Source organism: Arthrobacter sp. FX8, from assembly GCF_026723805.1.
Lineage (GTDB): Bacteria > Actinomycetota > Actinomycetes > Actinomycetales > Micrococcaceae > Arthrobacter.
In genome coordinates, this window is the sequence record NZ_CP113505.1 from 4,213,570 (window position 1) to 4,236,151 (window position 22,582).

At 66.2% G+C, this 22,582-nt stretch carries 22 protein-coding genes and 2 pseudogenes; 15 read left to right on the forward strand and 9 right to left on the reverse strand.

What is annotated here, in order from left to right; translation table 11 throughout:
* Positions 1–65: 65 nt before the first annotated feature.
* The 5 genes from OUO20_RS19795 to OUO20_RS19815 form a co-directional block, all read right to left on the reverse strand.
* Positions 66–1,133, reverse strand: coding sequence for a quercetin 2,3-dioxygenase (locus tag OUO20_RS19795; protein WP_268002492.1), 1,068 nt, complete (start codon positions 1,131–1,133; stop codon positions 66–68).
* Between the two features lie 127 nt (positions 1,134–1,260).
* Positions 1,261–1,560: a DUF4193 domain-containing protein gene (locus OUO20_RS19800; RefSeq protein ID WP_018772148.1), complete on the reverse strand. Its 300-nt coding sequence runs from the start codon at positions 1,558–1,560 to the stop codon at positions 1,261–1,263.
* 144 nt (positions 1,561–1,704) lie between these two features.
* The gene (locus OUO20_RS19805; RefSeq protein WP_235509714.1) at positions 1,705–2,565 is read right to left on the reverse strand and encodes an SDR family NAD(P)-dependent oxidoreductase; all 861 of its coding nucleotides are present in this window, start codon (positions 2,563–2,565) and stop codon (positions 1,705–1,707) included.
* A 353-nt stretch (positions 2,566–2,918) separates the two neighbouring features.
* Positions 2,919–4,298, reverse strand: coding sequence for an MFS transporter (locus OUO20_RS19810; RefSeq protein WP_056388237.1), 1,380 nt, complete (start codon positions 4,296–4,298; stop codon positions 2,919–2,921).
* 322 nt (positions 4,299–4,620) lie between these two features.
* Positions 4,621–5,184 carry a hypothetical protein gene (locus OUO20_RS19815; protein ID WP_261377410.1) on the reverse strand — a complete coding sequence of 188 codons (564 nt, stop codon included), beginning with the start codon at positions 5,182–5,184 and terminating at the stop codon, positions 4,621–4,623.
* Between the two features lie 331 nt (positions 5,185–5,515).
* Here OUO20_RS19815 and OUO20_RS19820 point away from each other — a divergent pair, with 331 nt between their 5' ends.
* Both OUO20_RS19820 and OUO20_RS19825 read left to right on the forward strand, forming a co-directional pair.
* Positions 5,516–6,724, forward strand: coding sequence for an aspartate transaminase (locus OUO20_RS19820; protein ID WP_056388235.1), 1,209 nt, complete (start codon positions 5,516–5,518; stop codon positions 6,722–6,724).
* A 46-nt stretch (positions 6,725–6,770) separates the two neighbouring features.
* Positions 6,771–7,466: a 4-carboxy-4-hydroxy-2-oxoadipate aldolase/oxaloacetate decarboxylase gene (locus OUO20_RS19825; RefSeq protein WP_223993509.1), complete on the forward strand. Its 696-nt coding sequence runs from the start codon at positions 6,771–6,773 to the stop codon at positions 7,464–7,466.
* Between the two features lie 96 nt (positions 7,467–7,562).
* Here OUO20_RS19825 and OUO20_RS19830 read toward each other — a convergent pair whose 3' ends face one another.
* Complete coding sequence (locus OUO20_RS19830) at positions 7,563–7,805, reverse strand: hypothetical protein (protein WP_056388231.1); 243 nt, start codon at positions 7,803–7,805, stop codon at positions 7,563–7,565.
* 123 nt (positions 7,806–7,928) lie between these two features.
* Positions 7,929–8,891, reverse strand: coding sequence for a nitrogen assimilation transcriptional regulator NAC (gene nac, locus OUO20_RS19835; RefSeq protein ID WP_056388229.1), 963 nt, complete (start codon positions 8,889–8,891; stop codon positions 7,929–7,931).
* A gap of 393 nt (positions 8,892–9,284) precedes the next feature.
* Between nac and OUO20_RS19840 the strand changes: the two genes are divergently transcribed.
* The 10 genes and pseudogenes from OUO20_RS19840 (at position 9,285) to OUO20_RS19890 (ending at position 17,847) form a co-directional block, all read left to right on the forward strand.
* Positions 9,285–10,070 carry a LamB/YcsF family protein gene (locus tag OUO20_RS19840; RefSeq protein ID WP_056388227.1) on the forward strand — a complete coding sequence of 262 codons (786 nt, stop codon included), beginning with the start codon at positions 9,285–9,287 and terminating at the stop codon, positions 10,068–10,070.
* Positions 10,071–10,072: 2 nt separating this feature from the next.
* Positions 10,073–10,803 (forward strand): annotated as a pseudogene (locus OUO20_RS19845) (5-oxoprolinase subunit B family protein).
* Positions 10,800–11,813, forward strand: a complete 1,014-nt coding sequence (locus OUO20_RS19855; protein ID WP_268002494.1) for a biotin-dependent carboxyltransferase family protein — start codon at positions 10,800–10,802, stop codon at positions 11,811–11,813. Before OUO20_RS19845 ends, OUO20_RS19855 begins: the two are co-directional and overlap by 4 nt.
* A gap of 136 nt (positions 11,814–11,949) precedes the next feature.
* On the forward strand, positions 11,950–12,705 hold the full coding sequence (locus OUO20_RS19860; protein WP_056388221.1) for an SDR family oxidoreductase: 756 nt from the start codon (positions 11,950–11,952) through the stop codon (positions 12,703–12,705).
* Positions 12,706–12,750: 45 nt separating this feature from the next.
* Positions 12,751–13,692, forward strand: a complete 942-nt coding sequence (locus OUO20_RS19865; protein WP_268002495.1) for a 2-hydroxyacid dehydrogenase — start codon at positions 12,751–12,753, stop codon at positions 13,690–13,692.
* Complete coding sequence (locus OUO20_RS19870; RefSeq protein WP_268002496.1) at positions 13,689–14,459, forward strand: SDR family oxidoreductase; 771 nt, start codon at positions 13,689–13,691, stop codon at positions 14,457–14,459. The genes OUO20_RS19865 and OUO20_RS19870 overlap by 4 nt, the downstream gene beginning before the upstream one ends.
* Positions 14,459–15,550 (forward strand): L-idonate 5-dehydrogenase, encoded by a 1,092-nt coding sequence (locus OUO20_RS19875; RefSeq protein ID WP_223993513.1) that lies wholly within the window; start codon positions 14,459–14,461, stop codon positions 15,548–15,550. Before OUO20_RS19870 ends, OUO20_RS19875 begins: the two co-directional genes overlap by 1 nt.
* Positions 15,547–16,089 (forward strand): gluconokinase, encoded by a 543-nt coding sequence (locus OUO20_RS19880; RefSeq protein WP_018772089.1) that lies wholly within the window; start codon positions 15,547–15,549, stop codon positions 16,087–16,089. The genes OUO20_RS19875 and OUO20_RS19880 overlap by 4 nt, the downstream gene beginning before the upstream one ends.
* A 74-nt stretch (positions 16,090–16,163) precedes the next feature.
* Positions 16,164–16,759, forward strand: a pseudogene (locus tag OUO20_RS19885) (TetR/AcrR family transcriptional regulator).
* Positions 16,756–17,847, forward strand: coding sequence for a DMT family transporter (locus tag OUO20_RS19890; RefSeq protein ID WP_268002497.1), 1,092 nt, complete (start codon positions 16,756–16,758; stop codon positions 17,845–17,847). Before OUO20_RS19885 ends, OUO20_RS19890 begins: the two are co-directional and overlap by 4 nt.
* Here the strand turns inward: OUO20_RS19890 and OUO20_RS19895 are convergent.
* Positions 17,758–18,054 (reverse strand): DUF3040 domain-containing protein, encoded by a 297-nt coding sequence (locus OUO20_RS19895; protein WP_224084219.1) that lies wholly within the window; start codon positions 18,052–18,054, stop codon positions 17,758–17,760. The genes OUO20_RS19890 and OUO20_RS19895 overlap by 90 nt on opposite strands.
* A 95-nt stretch (positions 18,055–18,149) precedes the next feature.
* Positions 18,150–19,196: an aldo/keto reductase gene (locus OUO20_RS19900; RefSeq protein WP_056388212.1), complete on the reverse strand. Its 1,047-nt coding sequence runs from the start codon at positions 19,194–19,196 to the stop codon at positions 18,150–18,152.
* 177 nt (positions 19,197–19,373) lie between these two features.
* Here OUO20_RS19900 and OUO20_RS19905 point away from each other — a divergent pair, with 177 nt between their 5' ends.
* The 3 genes from OUO20_RS19905 to malQ all read left to right on the forward strand — a co-directional run bounded on the left by OUO20_RS19905 (position 19,374) and on the right by malQ (position 22,491).
* The gene (locus tag OUO20_RS19905; protein ID WP_326498058.1) at positions 19,374–19,862 is read left to right on the forward strand and encodes a GAF domain-containing protein; all 489 of its coding nucleotides are present in this window, start codon (positions 19,374–19,376) and stop codon (positions 19,860–19,862) included.
* Positions 19,859–20,107, forward strand: coding sequence for an ANTAR domain-containing protein (locus OUO20_RS21620; RefSeq protein ID WP_326498059.1), 249 nt, complete (start codon positions 19,859–19,861; stop codon positions 20,105–20,107). Before OUO20_RS19905 ends, OUO20_RS21620 begins: the two co-directional genes overlap by 4 nt.
* Before the next feature lie 161 nt (positions 20,108–20,268).
* Positions 20,269–22,491, forward strand: a complete 2,223-nt coding sequence (malQ, locus tag OUO20_RS19910) for a 4-alpha-glucanotransferase (protein ID WP_134166014.1) — start codon at positions 20,269–20,271, stop codon at positions 22,489–22,491.
* Positions 22,492–22,582: the final 91 nt, after the last annotated feature.

Here is a 22,582-nt window from a genome sequence, read left to right on the forward strand (position 1 = left end):
TTGATGACAAAGCCAGGGCCCGGATTTCCTTTCGGAAGTCCGGGCCCTGGCCTTGGGAGCAGCGGTTAGGGGATGTCCAGTGCCGCGCGGCGCTGGGGCGGCCCCACCACCGTCAGGTCCATTTCGGCCTGGGCGCGGCCGAAACCTTCCAGGTCCATGTAGGGTTCGCCGCCCTCGGTGTACATGTAGTCCTCGGTGGGCTGGTTGAAGTACTCGAAGAACCCGTTGAACACGGACGGCGTCAGGAACCCCACCATCTGGGTGTTGTGGGCATCAAACGCGAACGAGTGGATGGTTCCCGCGGGGGCGTGCACAAAGTCCCCCTTGGTCAGCAGCATTTCCCGGCCGTTGGCGTACAGCCACATCCGGCCCTCGGTGCACAGGAAGTTTTCCGTGTGCTGTGAGTGGAAGTGCAGCGGGATGTAGGGGGACTTGGCGCCCTTGGTGTGCACGGCGAAGTAGCTCGAACCGGTGTTGGCCGGCCGGGACAGGTAGGTGAACATGGTCTGGTAGCTGACCAGTCGCTCACCCTCCCCGGCACTCAGGAAGTAGGGGCTCTGCACAGGCGGGAGGCCGGCGTCGTGCTTGAACGACGGCGCCACGCGCTGGAAGTCGGGGAAGGTGATGCCGAACTCGGCGCCCACCTCGGCCTGCTCCTGCAGGCTGGCCTTGTGTCCGGCGCGCACCGGCGGGATGTGCGAATCGATGGGCGTTCCCACCCGCTCGTAGTACTTTTCGCCGCCGCCGGGCGTCATCCAGTTCAGGAACCGGGTGTAGTGGCTTGCCATCCGGTAGGCGTGCGGGGTGTTCGGCGGGATGACCACCGAGTCTCCGGGGGTGAGGATCCTGCTCTCGCCGGGCAGCCAGACGTGCAGGATCCCGTCGAAGACGTAGAGGGTCTTGTGTTCGATGCTGTGGCTGACAAAGGGGGATTCGGCCCCCATTCCGCCGGAGATGTAGGCCGCGCTGAAGATGCCGCCCGTATCGGCGGCGCGGGCGATGACCGTTACTAACTGGCCGTTGATTTCGTAGCGCGCGCCCTCGCCCGACGCCATGTAATACGGGACTGCCTCTCCGGGCAGCACGTTGGCCGCCGGGAGTTGCTTGTTCATTTCCTCAACGCTGAGGGACATGGTTTCCTTCTTTCCAGTCGGCCGGCCTTTGCCGGAGCGTGACCTACATCATGGCTGTCCATCGCTCCGGCCACGAGTGCAGATTCCAATGGTTGGAAACCGAACGCAGTTGGCCGTCGTGCCCCTGCTAGCCCTCACATTCCTTGCAGTACTTCTTGCCATCCTTCTCGCGTGCCAACTGGCTGCGGTGGTGGACCAGGAAGCAGGACATACAGGTGAATTCGTCTGCCTGCACCGGGACCACCTGAATGAGGAGTTCCTCGTTGGAGAGGTCCGCGCCGGGCAGCTCGAAGCTGTCCGCCAGGTCCGTTTCGTCCATGTCGGGAGCTGCCTCCCGGCGGCCGGACTTATCGGACTTCAGCTCCTCCAGGGCGACGTTCGGCTCTTCCTCGGGCGTGACCCGTGGAGCGTCGTAGTCAACTGACATGTGGTGTGTTCTCCTGTCCAGCTGCTGATGTCCAGATTGTTCTGGACAGATCGACAACGCCGGACGCGGGCAACAAATTCCCGTGCCCCGGCATCCGGCGCCGCCCCGGCATGCGGCCCGTGCGGCGGGCATGAACGGTGGCGCTCACCGGAAGTCAGTCCCCGCCAGGCCGGCACAGGCGTCCCACAGCCGCCGCCGCGCCTCCGGGTCAGAACCCATGCCGGGGGTGGGAAGCTCTTTCCGGCCTGCCCACAGCTTGCCGGTCAGCACCGCCGTCTCGGGTGAGGTTGCCAGCCAGAGCGGCGTGTCGGCAGCCTTCTCTGCCGACTTTCCCAGGGTGTTCGTGATCCACCGGAACGGGCCGCCCACGTCCTGCAACAGCCCCGTGTTCTTCACCAGTCCGGGATGGACGGCGTTGACCACCACCCCTGTTCCACGCAGCCTGGCGGCGAATTCCTGGGTCAGGAGGACCCGGCCCAGCATGGTGGGCGGCGTGGAACGGAGGAAGCTGTATTTCCCCTTCGCCGTCTGCAGGTCATCGAACGGGATCCGGACATTGCCGTACTTGGACGCGATGTTGATGACGCGCGACGGCAGGGCGGCGGACGCACCCTTCCTGAGATCGTCCAGCAGGAGCCCGGTGACCAGGTAGTAGGACATCACGTTGGTGGCGAAGGTGAGCTCCAGCCCTTCGGCAGTTTCAAGGCGTTCCTTGCGGAACACGCCGGCCGCGTTCACCAGCACATCCAGCCTGCCGTGACGGGAGCGGAACCCGTCCACGGCAGAGCGGATCGAAGACTGCAGTGACAGGTCGCAGGCCAGCGGCTCAAGCTCCGCGCCCGGAACGCGGGTCCGGATATCGGCCATCGCCGCCTGGGCACGCGCCACGGTCCGGCCCACCACCACGACAGTTGCGCCTTCGCGGGCAAGGCCGGCAGCCACTGCCCGCCCGATCCCACCGGTGGCACCGGTCACCAACGCAATACGCCCGTTCAACCGTGCCATGCCCATCGCCTCCAGCGAGTCCGTGTTCCGGGACTATCCCAGCACTATCCGGTAGATCTGGCCAGAGCCTTCCGGACCGGACTCAGGTGCCCGGGCCGTTACGGTGCAGCGATGCCCCTGGTCAGCTTGCGGATCCCGTCGTGCTTCGGGCCGGTAGCCGCGGCCGTTGAAGTTTTGGTTGGCGTGCTGCAGCCAGCCGGAGCGGCCCTGGCGACAGGAAGACCTCTTAGTGGTTGGCTGTTGGTGCCGTCACTAAGAGGTCTTCACTTGTTCACAACTGAATCAACGTTGTGGGACGTTCAGCGAGTCCGTGATCATCTCAAGGGAGATATCCCGTCATCCAGCTTTTGGGTCTAACCGGCGAGGCCGCGGGCAGCTGAGCTTGGGGACATGGCCGCGGCCGTGAGGACGGACGTTTCCCGTTCGCTCTGCTGCACCTCGTCGAGCTCCTTGAGGGTGTACTTTTTGGTCTCCTTGGCGGTCAGGGCTGAGGCTCCGGCCAGGACCATGAACCCGAGCGCGACCATGGACGGTCCGACCCAATCTTTCAGGTCGGGGCCAGCGAGGGCTGTCGAGAGAACGGGGCCGATGACGCCCGAGATGGCGAAGCCGACCTGAGTCCCAAGGGCGAGTCCGGAGACGCGCAGGCGGCCGGGGAACATCTCCGCGAAGAATGACGGCCAGGACGCGTTCACCATTGAGTAGAAGAGGGAGTAGTTGATGATGCCGAACAGGAAGATCAGCGACCAGTTCCCGGTCGTGATTGACCACAGGTAGGGGACCATCGTGACGCCCACGCCGCCCGTTGCGATGAGGAACATCGTCTTGCGGCCGATCTTGTCCACAAGGAATCCTGCGAGGGGCGTGATGCCGAGGGCGATCACGGCCGAGACGGTAGTCGTCAGGAGCATGGTCGGCTTATCCAGCTTGTATCCGGCGGTACCGAATGCCACCGAGAAGGTCTGCATCATGTAGCTCGTGCCCGCGATGAGGGCGCAGAACACGATCCGCAGCACCGCACGCCAGTGGAAGCGCAGAAGATGCCGGAGGGGAGCAACGTTTACCTTGGCGGCCTGGGCCTTTACGAACTCCGGCGGCTCCTCGATGTGGCGGCGGATCAGGTAGGCAGCGACGACTACGAGGGCGGAGGCCCAGAACGGCAGCCGCCAACCCCAGCTCAGCAACTGCTCCGAGGGCATGGCGGCGATCGGGATGAAGACCAGCAGGGTAAGCAGCGTGCCGGAGGAGGAACCCAAGGTGGTGAAGCTCGCGAGGAACCCGCGCCGGCCTTCGGAAGCATGCTCCAGGCTCATGGTGATGGCACTGGGCTGCTCGCCGGAAAGGCACAGTCCCTGGATGACGCGGATCAGCACGAGCAGGACTGGAGCAAGAGGCCCGATTTGGGCGTATGTGGGGAGGCACCCGATCAGGAAGGTGCAGCCGCCGATGCCGAACAGTGTGATCATCATGACGAACTTGCGGCCGCGACGATCGCCCAGCGGCCCCAGGATGAGGGAGCCGAGGGGGCGCACCGCGTAGCCGACCGCGAAGGTGATCATGGCGAGCAGTACGCTGAGGCCCTGGGGCAGCTCGGGTGAAAAGAAGAGCACGTTCAGAACCAGCGCCGACGAGGTGCCGTACACCGCGAAGTCGTAGTACTCCAACGTCGTACCGATCCAGGCCGCGATTGCGGCCTTGACCGGGGTCTTCCTGGGAAGTGTGGTTTCTGTCATTTCGTCTCCGTGGGTGATGGGTGAACACCGGTTGCCGCTAAACCTGGGCTCTCGGAAAGAGATCTTGAGTGGAATGTCCTGTTGGTCCTGCTGTGAGCTCTCTCGCAAATCGTGTTTACGGCTTTGCGGACCGGCCTCAAACATCAAGTTAACGTTTGCGGTATGGGTCACACAAAGTCGGCTTTTATGTACCTACATAGCGATTTGTTATGGCTTGGAGTCGAAGGACCGGAGACCTTGGACAACACGGAAGCTCGCCGTGGGACGGGGATGGGAGGGCGGAAGGCCCGCCGGCCCGCCGGCCGGGGATCAGGTGGGACGATTACTGCGGCTGGGCCACACGCAAGCCGACGCCCCTGGTCATTTTGCGGATTTCGTCGGACTTAAGCCCGCTTGCCCCGGCCAGTTGGTAGTCGTCAAGGAGCCGGGATTTCCTGGCCAGGGCCAGAACCTGCGTTCGTTGTTCTTCCGCGTCGTTCCGGGCGCCTTCTGCTGCCGCCAGCTCCGAAGCCAATCCCGCAATGAGGTGAAGATGCCCGCTCCGGGTTTGGCCGGACGGGTACAGCTCGCCGCGTGCCAGCGCGGCAGACCGGATACTTGCTGCAGGCTGTCCGGCGGCCTTCGCGACGGCGGCAACCTTCACGCCATCGCACACGGCCTGGGCAAGGCAATCACCCAACTCGGCGGTGAGGGCACGTACCCTGCTGGACCGAAGTGCGAGGGTCGTCCTCAGCTGGGCCAGCATGGCCAGGACTTGTTGGGCTCGGGCCGTGGCGGGGTCCGGCTTCGGGACGCCGCGGTACCGGTACGCTGCCACGCCGGCCGCGCCCGTGCCGGTCCTGGCTGAACGCGGAGGTATCCGATCGTGAATTTTTCTGCCGGGCACCTCTGCTCCTTGTCTCCGTTGGTGTTCGCCTGCCCGCGCGGCTTCCCGCCGGCAGGCATAAACCTCCTGCGGTGCAGCCCGTCGGACGTGGAGGCGTCGCGGGGGCCGGCGGTGTGCCTTCATTGGGCCCGTTATCCACCCTGCAGGTTACGCCCCGGTCAAACCGGCAGGGCAATACCGAAAGTACTTGGAGCAATAGGCGAAAGTTCTAGGTGCTCCGTCATAAGGGCTGCTTATCTGTCCACGCACTTTAGGTCTTATCCAAGGGGGCGGCTCCTTCCCTAGGCTCAAATGAACCACCCCCATCCGTACCGGAAGCCTGGAAGACACCATGCCTGAATTCGTGCCCGCATCACGCGTAACCCGTATCAAATCCTCACCCAGCGTTGCCGCGGCGGCCCGTGTCCGGGAGCTCAAGGCCGAGGGCCGCCGGATCCTGGACCTGACGGTCGGCGAGCCGGACTTCGACACGCCCCAGCACATCAAGGACGCTGCCTTCGCGGCCATCGACCGTGGTGAAACCAAGTACACATCGGTCACCGGGACGCCCGAACTGCAAAAGGCCATCCTGCAGACGCTGCACCGCAAAACAGGGCAGCAGTACACCGCCGGCGAAATCACCATCGGGGGAGGCGGCAAGCAGGTCATCTTCACCGCGTTCATGGCCACCCTCGATCCGGGCGACGAAGTTGTCATTCCAGCGCCGTACTGGGTCTCCTACCCGGACATGGTGCTCGCCAACGAAGGCACCCCCGTCATCGTTTCCTGTGGTGAGGACACCGGTTTCAAACTAACCCCCGAGGCACTGGCAGGCGCACTGACGGAGCACACCAAGTGGGTCATCCTCAACACGCCCTCCAACCCCACCGGAGCGGTCTACTCCCGCCAAGAACTGGCAGGCCTGGCCGCCGTCCTCAAGGACCACCCTGACGTCTATGTCCTCACCGATGAGATCTACGACGAGATCCACTTCGGCGAAGAGCCCATAACGGGTCTCGTGGCCGTTGCCCCTGAGCTTAAGGACCGTGTGCTGGTCACCAACGGGGTCTCCAAGGCCTACGCGATGACCGGATGGCGGCTGGGTTACGCCGGCGGCCCGGCGCCCCTGGTGGCTGCCATTAACAAGCTGCAGTCCCAAATGTCCTCCTGCCCGTCCTCGATCAGCCAGGCGGCTGCCGCCGCGGCGCTCACGGGAGACCATGCGTTCGTCCGCGAAAGCGTGGAGGTGTACCGCGAACGGCGTGATGCGGCAGTCGCCGGGCTTAACGCGGTCAATGGCCTGCAGTGCGCGACGCCGGAAGGCGCCTTTTACGCGTACGTCAACTGCGCCGGGGTCATCGGCAAGACGACACCCGACGGCAGGCGGATCAGCAACGACGAGGACTTCACGTTGTATCTCCTGGAAGCGGCGTCCGTTGCCGTCATCCAGGGTTCGGCGTACGGACTAAGCCCCTACTTCCGGATTTCCTATGCCACCGGCCTGCCGGTGATCGAGGATTCCATCGCTGCCATCGAAAAGGCCGTCAGGGCGCTGGCCTGACCCAATCACTGCTTTGCCCACGCTTTCTACAAAACAGGAGCACCTCATGATCCATGTCAAAACGAAATTCGACCGCCCTTCCGAAGATGCCGTTCAGCGGCTCTCCAAGTTCTCATCTGCCACAGTGCATGAAGCCCAGGGCCGCAAAGGTGCGCTGAGTTCGAAGATCAAGCCGATTGACCGCAGCATGTCCTTCTGCGGCCCCGCCGTCACCGTGGTCTGTGCACCGCGGGACAACCTGATGCTTCAGGTGGCCATTCACTACGCCAAGCAGGGCGACGTTGTCCTGGTGGCAGCCGGTGAGTACGAGGAAGCCGGGACATTCGGCGATGTGCTGGGCAACGCCATGAAGGCGAAAGGCCTGGCGGGTATGGTTACGGATTCAGGCGTCCGCGACACCAAGGACCTGATTGAACTCGGATTGCCGGTGTTCTCCGGCAGTGTCTGCATCAAGGGGACCGTCAAGGAAACCATTGGCCCGATCAACCATCCCCTGGTGTTCGGCGACGAAATTGTCTACCCGGGCGATGTCCTGCTGGGTGATGCCGACGGTGTGGTGGTGGTCCGCAAGGATGAGATCGAGGAAGTCATCAGGCTGTCGCAGGCACGCGTGGACGCTGAGGACGACCTCATCCGCCGCTACAAGGAGGGTGGCACCACCATCGAGTTGTGCAAGCTGACCGAGGTCCTGAAGGCCAAGGGGCTGCTGGTGGAGGACGCCGAATTGGAACCTGCGCTGTAGCTTCACACCGATGGGGTTAAACCACAGAGGCCCGGAGTTCCTTCTGGAACTCCGGGCCTTCTGTTGGCCGCCGGCGGTGCGGTGGTTCAAGCCACCTCAGTTCATCCCGGGAAGAAGATACGCAGGCGGCCCCACCTGGGAGTCGTCCAGGTACCACATGGTGGATCCCCGCTTGCCCGGCGGCATCATGCTGCCCTCGAAGACAAACACCGGATCCGAGGCAGCGCCGTCCTCGGCCCGCCAGAAACCATTGGTGGGGCAATGCGAACCGGTGCTGGCCTTAAGCTGGATCCTTCGTTCCGAGGATTTCCGGTATTGCAGGCTGGTGATCTTTTTCATGCTGGGCTCCAAGGGAATCATTTGTGCCGGGTAAACGCCGTTGGCGAACCTTTATGGCTTTTATCCTAGGACGCAGCAAAATCCATGGATAAGACTAATGGAGCGTGACCTGATAAGGGCCGCTTATGATGCATCCGCGCCAGCGGAGGGTGTTCCGCTGGAAAGCGGCTGGTATTTGCTGCGCAGCATTTCCTGGAGCATTTCCTTCAGCACCAGCAGAACGGCGGAACCGGCCTCAGAGAGCGGTTCGTGGTCCGGAGTGCACAGCGCGATCTTGCACTGGAGTGCAGGCCCGGTGATCCGCAGGACCCGGAAGTCCTCCTCATGGAACAGGGCATCCGCGGCCGACTTTGGCAGGATGGTCGCACCCAGGTCGCTGCGCAGCAGCCGGGTCAGGGACGGCACCGATTCCACTTCCCCCACCAGGTGCAGCGTGAGGCCCTTGCTGTCGAAGCCCGCCTCCACCACCTGGCGGAGGGTGTGGATCCGTTCGGGCAGGAACAGGCCCAGCGTGGCCGCCGCTTCCAGGGCGATGGTGCCGGCCCCGGGATCCACCGGAAGCTCCCGCGCGGCGTTGACCACCAGGTACAGGTCCTCGACGATGAGGGTGGTGAATTGCACACCCCGGATGGGCCCCGGTTCATAGATGAGGGCCATGTCCAGCCGCCCGTTCTTGATGGCCTCGCTGAGTACGCCGCCGTATATCTCCGTCAGGTGCAGCACGATGTCGGGGTAGCGCCGCCCTACTTCGCGGATAATCCGCGGGGTAAGGCTTGAGGCCATGCTGTAGGGAGCGATTGCTATGGAGACGCGCCCGGAAGGTGCCGCTCCTGAAGCTGCCACATCGATCCTTGCCTGCTCCACTTGGCGCAGGATGGTTTGGGCGTGCCGGTAGAGGGTATGGCCGGCCGCCGTGGGCTCCACGCCCTGCTTGCTCCGGATCAGGAGCCGCTGCTTCAGCTCCGTTTCCAGGGCCGACACCTGCTGGCTCAGCGCCGGCTGGGCGACGTGGAGGGCGGCGGCCGCCTTGGTGATGCTTCCTGAGTCGACGATCTTCACGAAGTACGCCAGCTTCCGGGTGTCCATAGCGCTCCTCTTTTCCAGCCGGGGACGGCACAGCATGCGGGGTCATACGTTGGCGCTATGGCGGGACAGGCAATACGTCTTTGTGTGATCCGAGTCTCGGGCATAGGTTAATTGCAGATGACTTTTCCAATGACCAGATCATTCTATCCCGGCCCAAGCCATCGCCGGTTTTGATGCCGGCATATGTTTTGTGCATAAGCAGGAAAAAATTTGTTGGAAAAGCCAGTCTTGTTGTTACGAAATAAGGGCCGCTTGAATTTTTCGGGGTCGCCAATAGCGCCCCTAAAGGTCATAACTGTTCCCTATAGCGTGATACCGCATTCGTCTTTGTGTGGCTCCAATCCCGATGCCACACTGATTTACACCCGCAGCACCAGCAGAGGAAGGCCCGCAATGCCCACAGTTGATCTCGTAGCGGATCTTGGTGAAGGTTTTGGCGCCTACTCGATCGGCGACGACAACGCCCTCCTGGAAATCGTCTCCAGCGCCAACATCGCCTGCGGCTTCCACGCGGGGGACCCTGACATCATGGACGCCACCGTGGCTGAATGTGTCAGGACGGGAGTCGGCATCGGCGCCCACCCGAGCTTCCCGGATCTTCGCGGCTTCGGCCGCCGGGCCATGGACCTCACGGCTGACGAAGTCCGCAACGATGTGATCTACCAGCTGGGTGCCCTGTCGGCGTTTGCCGCCTACCACGGCGGTACCGTCTCCCACCTGGCTCCCCACGGCCGCCTGGGCAACCTGGTGGCCACCCGCGCGGACTACGCCCGAGCCGTAGCAGATGCCGCCGCCCGGGTGGACCCGAAGCTGATCATCCTGGCGCAGGACGGTGAACTCGCCACTGCGGCGGCGGAGCGCGGCCTGCGGGTGGCCATCGTTGGCATCGCGGACCGCGCCTACCAGGATGACGGGACTCTGGTGCCGCGCAGCCGGCCCGGCGCCGTGATCCACGACCCCTCCGTCATTGTCCGGCGCACTGTGCGGATGGTGACCGAAGGACTCATCGAAACAGTCTCCGGCAGCGACATCGCCATCCATGCCGACACGGTGCTGCTCCACGGCGACAATCCGGGCGCCGTCGAACTTGCCCGCCTGGTTCGCAGCGAACTGATCGCCGCAGGCGTCACCATTGCCCCGTTGGCACAAGTGCTCGCCGCAAAGCAAAAGGTTTCCTGACCATGGCCGCCCCAACGACAACCAGCCGGACAATGCTGGACATCTACGAGTCAGGCGACGCCGCCCTGCGTGTGGTGGCACAGGCCGGTGACGCAGAAGCCAACTGGGCCACGGTCCACTCCCTGGCCGGCTGGCTGGCGACCGCCGGCGTCGAAGGCATCCATGGCGCCGTTCCCACCTACGACTCCGTCCTGGTCGAATTCGACCCCTACCTCACCTCCGCCCGCCAGGTCAGGGCGTTCATCCTCCTGGGGATGCGCCAGCTGGACTTTGTTGGCACCACCCTGCGCGAGCCGCGCCGCTTCGAGGTACCGGTCGTGTACGGGGGCAGCTACGGGCCGGACCTGGAAAGCGTGGCAGAGCACCAGGGCCTGGACGTCCAGGACGTGATCGCCCGGCACACGGCCAAGACCTACGTCATCCGCTGCCTCGGAGCGCCGGCAGGCTCGCCCATGATGGACGGACCAGACTTCCCGGTCCCCGTCCCCAGGCTCAAAGACCCGCGGCTGTCCGTACCCGCCGGTGCAGTATCCGTGGCCGGACGCCAAGCCGTGATCGCGCCCGCCGTCGCACCAGGAGGCTGGTGCGTCATCGGCCAGACCCCCTTACGGTCCTGGACGCAGCACGCGAACCCCTGGTGCCCTACGTCCCCGGCGATGAACTGCGCTTCTACCGCATTCCCGCGGAGGACTTCGGAAAGTACGAGGGGCAGTTCCTGGAGGCCCGGCCATGACCGGGTCACTTATCGTCCTTCAGCCCGGACACTCCGTCGTCACCGACCTTGGCCGGACGAAGGGTCCTGCATTCGGACTTCCCGTCAACGGCGCCCTGGACCAGTTTTCGGCCAAGGCCGCGAACATCCTGGCCGGCAACGGGGACAACGATCCGCTGCTGGAACTAACCGCCCTGGACTTCAGGATGCGCGCCACCACGGACCTGCTGATCGCCGTGACCGGCGCGCCGCTGGACCTCTCGGTGGGCGGCCGCGATTGCCCCCAGTGGGAGCCCGTCTCCGTACGGGCCGGCGAAACAGTGACGGTCCGCGGAATCCGCACCGGTCTCCGGGCCTACATCGCCGTCCGCGGATCCTTCACTGTCCCCACGCTGCTGGGCAGTTGCGCACCGGACACGGTGGTGGGCTTCGGACTGAAACTTGTTGAGGGCACCCGGCTCGCAACGCAAAAGACCACCGCGCCCCTCACCCAGCCATACTTCGGCCTGCCCCTGTTCCGGCTGGGGCTGGCAAAGCCGGAATTCACCACCCACCCGGTCATCGACGTCACCGACGGGCCGGACGTAGCCGAATTCGGCGACACCGCAGACCTGCTTTTCACCACGCAGTACACCGTGAGCCCCCGAAGCAACCACATCGGACTCCGGCTCGGCGGCGCACTGCCCGAACGCCAACTCACCTCCGAGGTCCTCTCCCGCGGTGTCCCGGTGGGGGCCATCGAGGTTCCGTCCCGGGACGAACTGCTGGTCCTGCACCGGGGACGCGGCGTTACGGCGGGCTATCCGGTCCTGGGGGTCGTCACAAGCCGCTCCCTGGATGTCCTGGCACAGTCCAGGCCCGGACACACCGTCACCTTCAGAAAGACAACCGTGGCTGAAGCAACAGCCATGCACCGCACAGCCTGCCTGGAGCTGGACAGACTCCGGAACACCGTGAACACAGTCTTTGGACTCCTGGGGGTCGGCGCCGGCCAGCGCTGGCACGAACTCAGCCCGGCGTCAGGAGCCTGAACATCATGAATGCCCGTCCCACCGCCCGGGACCGCACCCACAAACCGCTACGCGATCCCTAACCCCCTGCCAACCACTACGCCCAGCCCATTGCCGGACCTAAGAGCCCCGCCATTTACCACTTATTGGAGTCCCTGTGCCTTTTTCCGACTACACCACAGCCCTCGTCACCGGAGCGTCCACCGGCATGGGCGCGGCCATCGCCGAACGTCTCGCCAAGCGCGGATTGACCGTGCACGCGGTGGCCCGCAACGAGGAACGCCTCGCCGAACTGGCCGACCGCACGGGAGCAGTCCCGCATGTGGTGGACCTGACCGACACCGCCGGCCTGGCCGGCGTCGTCCGCGACCTCAAGGTGGACGTCCTGGTGAACTGCGCCGGGGTCTCCCGGACCGGCAACATCCTGGACTCCTCCGAGCAGGACATCGACGAACTCATCGACGTCAACCTCCGCGGCCTGCTGCAGCTCACCCGGCTGGTGCTGCCCGGCATGGTGGAGCGGGACCTGGGCCACGTGGTCAACATCAGTTCGATCGCCGGGCTCTACAACTTCTACGGCCACACCGCGTACCACGCCACCAAGGCCGCCGTGCACCAGATCTCCCGGCAGTTGCGCAACGACACGGTCGGCAAGCGCATCCGCGTCACCGAAATCTGCCCCGGCCGGGTGGAGACCGAAATCTTCGGCCGCAACCTGGGCGGCAGCCCCGAGGCCATGGAAGAAGCCTGGCAGACCTACTACGAGGGCTACGAGTCGCTCACCACGGACGACATCGTCAATGCCCTTGATTACGCCATTGAAACCCCGCGCCACGTGAATGTGGGCATGCTCGAGCTCATGCCCACCTTCCAGGTCCCCGGCGGACTGACCTTCGACCGCCGCGACGCATAACGATCCGCCCGCAGCACCTTCCCACCAACCGATAGGCCTTCAACGATGCAGCACGTGCAAACCGTCAGTTTCCCCGAACCCCAGCTCCTGGCCGATTTGTCCCCGCTCCCGGAGGGACTGACGGGAGTGGTGTGGGACATGCAGGGGGCCCCTGACGAGGCCCACGGAAGCATCGACGGGGTCATCCTGCCGTACCTCAATGCCGGTGCGGTCCTGGCGAACCTTGGCAAGGTCCCGGACCTGAAGTTCGTGCAAACTCAGTCAACAGGGTTCGACGGCGTCCGCGAGGCAGCGGGTCCGGCCGCCGCCGTGGCAAACGCCTCGGGCGTCCATGCAGCTGCCACCGCGGAGCTGGCCGTTGGCCTCATCCTCGCCAAGCTCCGCGGCATCGACCAGGCCGCCCGCGATCAACAGGCCGAACGCTGGAACCCGCAACGCCGCCAGTCGCTGGCCGACCGGAAGGTCCTGCTGCTGGGCATCGGCGGAATCGGGAAGGAGCTGGCCCGCCGCCTGGAGCCCTTCGAAGTCACACTGACCCGGGTGGGAAGAGCCGCACGGACCGATGCGGACGGCCAGGTCCACGGTCCGGATGAACTCGTGGCGCTCGCCGCCGGCCACGACATCCTGGTCTCCGTCCTTCCCCTCACCGAGGCGACCCACCACCTGGTGGGAGCCAAGGTCCTGGCCGCCCTGCCGGACGGCGCCCTGGTGGTCAACGTCGGCCGCGGCGCCGTGATCGACACCGACGCCCTAACGGCTGAAGTGGTGTCCGGCCGCCTGCACTGCGCCATCGACGTTGTCGACCCCGAACCGCTGCCCGCCGGCCACCCGCTCTGGTCGTCGGAGAACGCCCTCATCACCCCCCACGTTGGCGGCAACGCCTCAGCGTTCGAACCACGGATCCTGAAACTCCTGAAACGGCAGCTTGAGGCCCTCGCCGCCGGCGACACCCCGGTCAACCTGGTGCAGCAGGGACCGTTCGCATGAGCTCACTGTTTGACCTCACCGGCCGCGTCGCATTGGTCACCGGCTCCAGCCGCGGCATCGGCTCGTCACTCGCCCGGGCACTGGCCGACGCCGGTGCCACGGTTGTGCTGAATGGCATCAACCCGGAGCGGCTCAAGGAAGCCGAAGCCGCGCTCGCCGCCGACTTCCCGGCCGGCCGCATCGCCAGCATCGCGTTTGACGTCACCGACGGCGAGGCGGCAGCCCGCGGCATCGCGTGGATCGAAGAGCACGTGGGTCCGTTGGAGATTCTGGTGAACAACGCCGGGATCCAGCACCGGGTGCCGATGCTGGACCTTGAGGTGGCGGATTGGGAGCGGGTCATTTCCACGGACCTGACCAGTGCGTTCCTGGTGGGGCGGGAGGCGGCCCGGCACATGATTCCGCGCGGCCGGGGCAAGATCATCAACATCTGCTCGGTGCAGACGGACCTGGCCCGCCCCACTATCGCCCCGTATGTTGCCGCCAAGGGCGGGCTGCGGAACCTCACCCGGGCCATGACGGCCGAGTGGGCCGCTTCCGGCCTGCAGGTCAACGGGATCGCGCCGGGGTATATCCACACCGAGATGACGCAGAACCTGGTGGACGACGAACAGTTCAATACCTGGATCCTGGGCCGCACCCCGGCCCACCGCTGGGGCACGCCGAAGGACCTGGCCGGGCCCGTGGTCTGGCTGGCCTCGGACGGGTCGGACTTCGTGAACGGCCAGACCATTTTCATCGACGGCGGAATGACGGTGGTGGTCTGATGCCCGCGAACACACCCGTCCAGCCAGGCCCCAACACGCTGCCCGCCTCCGGGCCGGCCGTGGTGGCCCACGCCGCCGGGGACCTCCGGATCGATGAGGTCCCGCTGGCCCTGCCGGCGGATGACCAGGCCGTCGTCGAGGTCTTGTACGGCGGCATCTGCGGCTCGGACCTGCATTACTGGCTGCACGGCGCGGCCGGGGAATCCATCCTGAAGGCACCCCTGGTCCTGGGCCACGAAATCTCCGGCCTGGTGGTCCGCGCCGCCGCCAACGGCCAGGGACCGCAGCCCGGAACCGCCGTCGCCGTCCACCCCGCCACCCCGGGACCCGGCGCGGCCAGGTACCCCGCGGACCGGCCCAACCTCTCACCCGGCTGCACCTACCTGGGCAGCGCCGCCCGCTACCCGCACACCGACGGCGCATTCAGCCGGTACGTGAACCTGCCCGTCCGGATGCTGCGGGCCCTGCCCGAGGGCATCGACCTGCGCACGGCCGCCCTGGTCGAACCCGCGTCCGTGGCCTGGCACGCGGTCTCCCGCGCCGGGGACGTGGCCGGGAAGACCGCGCTGGTGATCGGGTCCGGCCCCATCGGTGCCCTCGCTGTCGCGGTCCTCAAACGCGCCGGTGCAGCGCACATCACCGCTGTGGACCTCCATCCCAAGCCGCTGGAGATCGCCAAGGCCGTCGGCGCGGACCAGGTCATCAACGCCGCAGACACGGAAGCGATCGCCGCCGTGGAGGCGGACGTGGTGATCGAATCCTCCGGCAACCACCACGGACTGGCCTCCGCCATCCGCGGCGCGGTGCGGGGCGGGACCGTGGTGATGGTGGGGCTGCTGCCCACCGGCATGCAGCCGCTACCCATCTCGCTGGCCATCACCCGCGAACTGGACCTCAAGGGCTCCTTCCGCTTCAACGACGAAATCGACGAGGTCATCGCGGCGCTTGCCGACGGGTCACTGCACATCGACCCCGTCATCACCCACCAATACCCCGTGGAGGACGCCCTGCACGCCTTCGAGGTGGCCAAGGACTCCACCAGTTCCGGCAAAGTCCTCCTCAGCTTCGACGGGAACGGGGAGGAACGGTGAACGCCCCGTTGCCGCCCTTGGTGGTGATGGGCGTGTCCGGCTCGGGGAAATCCACCATGGGCTCCCTGCTGGGCCTGCGCCTGGACATGCCATTCTTCGATGGCGACGATTTCCATCCGGCCGCCAACAAGCAGAAAATGGGCGCCGGCAAACCGCTCACGGACGTTGACAGGGAGCCCTGGCTTGGCACGCTGGGGGAGCTGCTCGCAGGAAAGGCCGACGGCGTCACAACAGTCCCGCCTATCGTCGCCTGCTCAGCGTTGAAGCGCCGCTACCGGGACCTGCTGCGCAGCGCAGCGCCGGATGTTGTCTTCATCCACCTGACCGGAAGCGCGGGCACCATTGGCGCGCGGATGGAAGCCCGCGCCCACGAGTTCATGCCGCGGACCCTGCTGGAATCCCAGTTCGCAGCCTTGGAGGAACTGGACGAGGACGAGGCCCACCTCCTGGCCGATATCACCGAGCCCCCGGAACTCCTGGTGGAACGGCTGGCCACGGAGCTCCAGGCCGTGTCCGCTAAGGCGGTCCGCACCGCCTGATTCACAAACGGGTGTTCCGCCCTTGTGGTGGTAGTAGGTAGACTGGCCTACCTACTACCACCGCAAGGAGCCCCATGCCTGTGTCACGCGCTTCGGCGACCAGCCGCCGCCCCGCCCGGGTGCTGCTGCTTGAAGCGGCAGCGCGCCTTTTCTATGCCCAGGGGGTGGCCGCCACGGGAATCGACACCATCACTGCCGCGGCGGGCGTTGCCAAAAAAGCCTCTACAACAACTTCACGTCCAAAGCGGACCTCGTGGCCGCCTACCTGGAAGCACGGCATGAGGAGTGGCTCGGCCTTTACCGGACGCGGCTGGAAAAGGCCGGGACCCCGTCGGAGCAGGCACTGGCGGTCTTCGACGCCTACCTCGACCACGCAAATGCCGCCTACCAGCACGGATTCCGCGGCTGCGGGCTGCTCAACGCGGCGGCTGAACTGCCCGCAGGGGACCCCGGGCGGACTGCAGTGCGGCTCCACAAGGAGGAAGTGCAGGAACTCCTGGCCCGGCACGTCACGGCACTGTTGCCCGGGAGGGAGGGGCAGGCGCCTGCCGTTGCCGCCCACTTGGCCTTCCTCCTCGAAGGTGCCATGGCCAGGGCAGGCCTGGAGGGCGGCGACGTGCCGCTGCGGCAAGCCCGGGCCATCGCCGGGCAACTGCTGGACGCCTTGTGAACAACAAGCCAAACCATCAGCAGGCCCAGCCCTGGGGAGCGCTCTCCATAGTGGCGGCATCCATCCTCTGGGGAACCACCGGAACAGCGGCCACCTTCGCGCCCGCCGTGAGCCCACTGGCCATCGGCGCGGTGGCAATGGGGCTGGGCGGACTGATGCAGGCACTGTACGCCGCACGGCACATTGCCGTTCAGTCGGGCAGCCTGCTTGCGCGATGGCGCCTGGTATCTCTCGGTGCCGTGGCGGTTGCTGTCTACCCCCTGGCCTTCTACAGTTCCATGCGCCTCTCCGGAGTGGCCGTGGGTACGGTGGTTTCCATCGGTTCAGCTCCGGTAGCGGCCGCCCTGATCGAACGTTTCGCGGACGGGAAGCCGCTGAGCCGACGCTGGATTCTCGGGGCGCTGCTGGGAATTGGCGGCGCAGCCCTGCTGTCCCTTGCCGGGCACTCGCCGGCAGCACCCGCACATGGGGCTGCTGGCGCCGGGGCTGATTCCTGGAACTCGACTTCCTTGACTTTGACTTCCTTGGCGCCGACGGCGGGAATCCTGCTGGGGCTGCTGGCCGGAACTACTTATGCTCTGTACTCCTGGGCGGCACACCGGCTGACCGGTGACGGGATCTCTTCACGGGCGGCCATGGGCGCCGTTTTCGGACTCGGCGGGCTCCTCCTGGTGCCTGTCCTTGCCGCAACGGGACGCCCGCTGCTGGAGTCCTGGACCAGCGTCAGCGTCGGCGCCTACATGGCGGCGGTCCCCATGTTTGCCGGGTACCTGCTGTTCGGGTGGGGCCTGGCCCGGGTAGGGGCGAGCACGGCCACCGGCATCTCGCTGCTCGAAACCGTGGTGGCCGCCGTCCTGGCCGTGCTCGTGGTGGGAGAACGGCTCCCAGCACTTGCCTGGCTTGGCGCCGCCGTCGTCCTGGCAAGCATGTTCATCCTGGCGCCGCGGCGGCAAACTGCTGCGGCACCCGGGGGCCGCGGAGGTGCATCACCACGGCCATCAGCCGGTGGTCTGCCGGCCGCCGCTCCGGGCCAGCACCGTGGGACCGAGCAGCAGGCAGGCGCCCAGCCCCAGCAACAGAATCCCTAGCACCACCGCACCGGGAGCCGGCAGCCCGGCCCCCGCGATAATGAGCACCACACCAATCAGTGCCGCCGCCATGCCCGGGAACAGGCCTGCGGGGAGACGGCGTGCCGGATAGCCGGACAGCAGTTCCATGGCCAGGTGGGGATCGTCCGCGATCAGCCCCAGTTCCAGCTCCTTGAGCAGGCGTCGCTCCTCATCGGACATTGGCATGGCAGGCCCCGGCTTCCTTGGGCGGCGGTATCGGTATCGACCGTAGGAGCCTTCTACCGGTTAGTCAATAGTCCGGGGTCCGGGCTGGAAGCCGCCTACCGGCGTCGTAATTCCGCGAACTCGATGGACGGCACGATTGCGCCCGCGTCCCGCTCCACAAAGTTGGTTCCCGGCGGCACCAGGTCGTCGATGGCATCCAGTACGGTCTCGCCCAGTTGGACATCCGCCGCGCGCAGGTACGCCCGGAGGTGTTCCTCGCTGCGCGGGCCGATGATCACGCTGCTGATGGCGGGATGGGTCAGGGCAAACCCCACGGCCAGGTCCACCAGGGACATTTCCAGCTTGTCCGCCAGCCGGGCCAGCGAGTCCGCGGCCAGCAGCTTCCGCTCGCTGGATGGCCCGGAGATGTCGTACCGGCCGGGCAGTGTGTGGACCCGGGTGGGCGGCTTGCCCGATTCGAGGACGAAGCTGCCGGACAGCCAACCGCCCGCGAGTGGGCCGTAGGCCAGCACGCCCAGGCCATACTGCTGGGCGATGGGCAGGACGTCCCGCTCGTTGCCGCGGACCAGCATGGAGTACGGAACCTGGTTGCCCAGCGGCGGGATCAGATGGTTTGTGGTGGCCAGCCACTGGGCCTCCACCAGCTGGGCCGGCGTGAACACCGAGGTCCCGTAGTACAGGATCTTGCCCTGGCGGATCAGGTCGTTGAGGGTGGTGATGGTCTCCAGGACGTCGGTGTTGTAGTCCGGCCGGTGCGCCTGGTACAGGTCGATGCGGTCCGTCTGCAGGCGCCGGAGGCTGCCCTCCACGGCCTGGGTGATCCAGCGCCGCGAGTTCCCGGAGTGCGCCGGGTTGGGGCTCATCTGGCCGTGGAACTTGGTGGCCAGGAAGACATCGTCCCGGCGGCCGCGGAGGGCCCGGCCCACCACCTGTTCGGACTCACCCTGGGAGTAGACGTCAGCGGTGTCGATTGCGGTGATGCCGGCGTCCAGGGCTTCATGGATGATCCGGATGCTCTCGTCCGCGCCGGTGGGGGCGCCCTGGGAGCTGCCGTTCCCCTCGCCGAAGTTCATGGTGCCAAGGGTGAGGGGACTGATGGGGGTTCCCGACCGTCCGAACACCCGCAGTTCGCTCAGGCTCATCTGCGGCCTCCTCCATTCAGTTGCCGTGCCTTGGATCGTCACGAGGCTACACAGATTCGGCAGGCCGCCACAGATTCCCGCCTTAGTCCTTCTCTTTTCGTCGTACGGAGTAACCGGCGCCCCGCAAATGACGTTTTGTGGCGCGCACGCGGCACTCCATAGCGCCTATATTGAGGGATGGGCTCCTCCAATAGTGACGGCCAGTTCGTCCAGTTGCATGACATCATCATGGGCAGCGGCAATGTTGCTGATTTCCTGACTGAGCTGTCCTCTGTTGCAGCCTCCGCCGTCAGCGAGGACGCGGGCGTGTTCGTCGAGTGCGGCGTGACCCTCCAGCGCCGCAAACGCAGTGCCACCATTGCGGGCAGCAGTGAACGCGCCGTTGTCCTGGACAAGCTGGAGCAGGTCCTGGGTGAAGGTCCGTGCATTGCGGCGCTGGAGGCCATGAAGCCCGTCATCCTTTCCAATGTGGAGACCGATACCCGCTGGCCCAAGTACCAGAAGCTGCTGGCCGAGAACGGCTGCCGCAGCGTCCTGGGCGTCCCGCTTGCCCTGGACGGGCACCAGTCCGCCGCGTTGAATTTTTCGCTTCGGAACCGGACGTCTTTGCTGACGAAGTCGTTCGCAGGGCTGAGGGGTTTGCTGACCTCGCGGGCCGCGCATTGAGGCTGGCACTGCGGATCGCCGACGCCCAGAACCTGGCGGACGACCTGAGGGCCGCAATGGCCAACCGCACCACGATCGACCTGGCGTGCGGGGTGATCATGGCCCAGAACCGGTGCAGCCAGGATGAAGCCATGGCGCTGCTCACCAAGGCGTCCAGCCACCGGAACCAGAAGCTGCGGGACCTTGCAGCGGGAGTCATCGGCCGGGTCAGCGACGGAGCCGTGACCACGCACTTCGATCCGTAACGTCCACCTCCGGAACCCGTCCTGATCCGGCTGGATGCCGTCCCGGTTTCGCCTCCGCGCCGCCCTGCAATAATCTGAACCAACGGTTGTGCACGGGGGTGTCAGCGCCCGGTACAACAGCACTGTAAGTTCCGGGACCATCACAGACGAGGCGGACACCCATGACGGCTTCAGACCAGCAGCACGCACCAGGCCCAGCGATCCCAGCAGGCCCTCCCGCCGCTGCGGCCGGGCCAGTCGATCCGCACCTGCTGCAGCAGCTGGCCGACGCGCATGGTGTGGGTACGTCCTTCCAGGGCTGGGATGGGCTGCCGCATTCCGTTGCCCAGGAGACGCTGGTCAAGGTGCTGGCAGCCCTCGGTGTTGAGGCACACACCAACAGTCACATTGAGGCTGCCCTGGCCGAAGCCGAACTGGCGCCGTGGCGGCGGATGCTGCCGCCCGCCGTCGTCATTAAGCAGGGCGAACCGGCCCAAGTGCCGGTCCACGTGCGCGACGGCGCCACCGCGCGCCTGACCGTCACCCTGGAAGGTGGAACCGGACAGCGCGAAGCGGTCCAGCAGGATGTCTGGGTCCAGCCCCGGGAGGTGGACGGCGTGTCCACGGGACGTGCCACCTTCGCGCTTCCCCAGGACCTGCCCTTGGGCTGGCACACGCTGCATGTCGAGTCGGAGGGCGCTATGGCCAGCGCCGCCCTGGTGGTAACCCCTGCGCGGCTGGCCACGGCAAAGCCGCTGGAGGAACGCCGCGGCTGGGGGCTGGCCACGCAGCTGTATTCGGTCCGCTCAAAGCGGTCGTGGGGCATCGGCGACTTTGCGGACCTGGCGGACCTGGCCGCGATCAGTGGTGCGCGCGGCGCCGACTACGTGCTGGTCAACCCGCTGCACGCGGCCGAGCCGGTACCGCCGGTCCAGCCGTCGCCCTACTCGCCGTCCACCCGCCGGTTCTTCAATCCGCTGTACATCCGCATCGAGGCCATTCCCGAGCTGGCATACCTCCGGCCGCGGAAACGTGCGGCGCTCGAAAAGCTGCACGAGGAAGTGGCATGGCTGAACCGGGAAGGCACCCGCCTCGACCGCAATGCCGTGTACGCGGCCAAGCTGCAGGCGCTGGAAATGCTTTATCACACGCGCCGTTCACCGGCCCGGCAGGCCGCCTTCGATGAGTTCTGCCGCAGCTCCGGCCGCGGCCTGGAGGACTTCGCGCTCTGGTCAGCCATCCGCGAGGACCTGGCGCCGGACGACCCCCTGTGGACAGACCCGGAGTGCGCCATCGGAACACCGGAAGCCGAAGCCCTCCGGGAGAAGCTGGCGGACCGGATCGGGTTCCACCGCTGGCTGCAGTGGATCTGCGACGAGCAGCTCGAGAACGCCCAGAGGGCCGCGCTCCGGTCGGGGATGCGGCTGGGCGTGGTGCACGACCTTGCAGTAGGCGTGGACCACAGCAGTGCCGACGCCTGGACGCTGCGCGGCGTGCTGACCCCGAACACCAGCGTGGGCGCACCTCCTGACATGTACAACCAGCAGGGGCAGGACTGGGGCCAGCCCCCATGGCACCCCGCACGCCTGGCCGAGGCCGGATATGAACCGTTCCGCAACATGCTGGCCAACGTGCTCAGGCATGCCGGCGGCATCCGCGTGGACCACATCCTGGGACTCTTCCGGCTGTGGTGGATCCCCATGGGGAACGCTCCGGGGGATGGCGCCTACGTCCGCTACGACCACGAGGCCCTGATCGGCATCCTCGCGCTCGAGGCGCACCGCGCCGGTGCCGTGGTGATCGGGGAGGACCTGGGCACTTTCGAGCCCTGGGTGCGTGACTACCTTGCGGCCCGGGGGATCCTGGGCACGTCCATCCTGTGGTTTGAGTACGACGGCGATTCGCCCCTTGCGCCCGAAAAGTACCGCACGCAGGCGCTCGCCAGCGTCAACACCCACGACCTGCCACCCACCGCCGGCTACCTTGCCGGGGACCATGTGGGGCTCCGGAGCCGGCTGGGGCTGCTGGAACGGTCCGAGCAGGAGGAGCGCGCGGAGCACAACGCGTCTTTGGAGAAGATGTTCGCCCTGCTGCGCGAGCGCGGGTACCTCTCCGAGGGCGCCGCCGGCGGCGTGGAGGGGCAGCCGTCCGAGGAGCACACCATCGAGGCGCTGCACCTGCTGCTGGCCCAGGCGCCGTCGGTCCTGCTCGGCGTGGCCCTGGTGGATGCGGTGGGGGAGCGGAGGGTCCAGAACCAGCCCGGAACCACAGAAGCCCTGTACCCCAACTGGCAGGTGCCCCTGGGTGGGCCGGACGGCAAACCCGTCTACCTTGATGACCTCCCCGCCAACAAGCGGTTCAACTCGCTGCTCGCGGCGGTGGAGGGAGCCCTGCACCGGGCCTAAGCAGTTCTCAAGGCAACAGGCCCCGCCGCTTTTGTAAGCGGCGGGGCCTGTTGCCGTAGTTGCTTTGCCTGGTTTGCCTTGTTCGGCGGGT